Origin of the sequence: Hydrogenophaga sp., assembly GCF_026125825.1 — a bacterium.
Taxonomy (GTDB): Bacteria; Pseudomonadota; Gammaproteobacteria; order Burkholderiales; family Burkholderiaceae_C; genus Hydrogenophaga.
On sequence record NZ_JAHCKK010000225.1, the window covers coordinates 1 to 1,249 of the forward strand.

General features: G+C 66.9%; 2 protein-coding genes and 1 pseudogene. All 3 read right to left on the reverse strand.

All coding sequences use genetic code 11. The annotated features are described in order from the left end of the window. On the reverse strand, window positions 1–671 hold a 671-nt coding region (locus tag KIT86_RS25135; protein WP_297403477.1), incomplete at its 3' end, for an aconitase family protein. A gap of 82 nt (window positions 672–753) precedes the next feature. Beyond that, window positions 754–912: a DUF3309 family protein gene (locus KIT86_RS25140; protein WP_297403479.1), complete on the reverse strand. Its 159-nt coding sequence runs from the start codon at window positions 910–912 to the stop codon at window positions 754–756. Window positions 913–1,026: 114 nt separating this feature from the next. Next, window positions 1,027–1,249, reverse strand: a pseudogene (locus KIT86_RS25145) (hypothetical protein); the annotation flags it as partial.

A 1,249-nucleotide genomic window follows, 5' to 3' on the forward strand; every position in this document is an offset into this window, starting at 1 on the left:
CCGATGCCGTTGATCATGGTGGTGTGGCTGTCGGTGCCCACCAGGGTGTCGGGGTAGTACATGCCGCCCTTCATGTGCACGCCGCGCGCCAGGTACTCCAGGTTGACCTGGTGCACGATGCCGAAGCCTGGTGGCACCACGCCGAAGGTGTCGAAGGCCTGCATGCCCCACTTCATGAACTGGTAGCGCTCGTTGTTGCGCTGGAACTCCAGCTTCATGTTGAGGTCGAGCGCCTGCTTGGTGCCGTAGTGGTCCACCATGACCGAGTGGTCCACCACCAGGTCCACCGGGACAAGGGGCTCGATCTTCTTGGGGTCCTGGCCCAGGCGCTGGGCCACGCTGCGCATGGCGGCCAGGTCGGCCAGCAGGGGCACGCCCGTGAAGTCCTGCAGCACCACGCGCGCCACGGTAAAGGGAATTTCGTCGGTGCGCGCGGTGTTGGGTTGCCATTGCGCGAGTTGCGCCACGTGCTCGGGCGTGACGCGCTCGCCATCGCAATGGCGCAGCACGCTCTCCAGCACGATGCGCAGCGACACCGGCAGGCGCTTCACCGAGGGATATTGCTTGGCCAGCGCCGGCAGGGAATAGAAGCGGCCGCTCTTGCCCGAAGCGGTCTTGAAGGTTTTGACGGTGGACGCGAAGGGATGGGAGAAATGGCTGGTCGTGGGCATGTGGGGCTCCTGACGGAATCGGTGAAACACCGGTCCATTCTGTCAGGAGCCCGCTAATCCGTGCTGACGGCCATGAATTGCGTCACAAACGGCCGGTGAGCAGCAGCACGATCACGATGATGAGCACCACCCCCAGCACGCCACTGGGCCCGTAACCCCAGCCGCGGCTGTGGGGCCATGTGGGAAACACGCCAAGCAGGATCAGGATGAGGATGATCAGGAGGATGGTTCCGAGCGTCATGGTGGTTGTCCTTGTGCAGTGAGATGGGATGCGCCGGTGACGGACCGTCCGTCACGGGCGCCCATCCAGCGTAGGCGCTCGGCGCGCGCGCATCTGTGCGCTGGCGCACACGCCTCAGGCCAGGGCGGTCGGCCGCTGGCGCCGCAGGGCCATCCATTGCAGCTCGGCCAGCACCAGCACGGCGACGGCCTGCACGCCGAGGTAGGCCTGGCCCAGTGGCGTGGGCGAGACCAGGCCGCCGAAGAGCAGCGCGAGGCAGGCCGCCACCCAGGCGAAGTTGCCCACCACCAGCGCGCCCAGCAGCGCGCGCGATGGCGTGGCCTGCAGGGCCAGCGTG

Bases quoted from the DNA above. Each gene is read 5' to 3' on its own strand.
- KIT86_RS25140 (WP_297403479.1), bottom strand. From the start codon at position 912: ATGACGCTCGGAACCATCCTCCTGATCATCCTCATCCTGATCCTGCTT.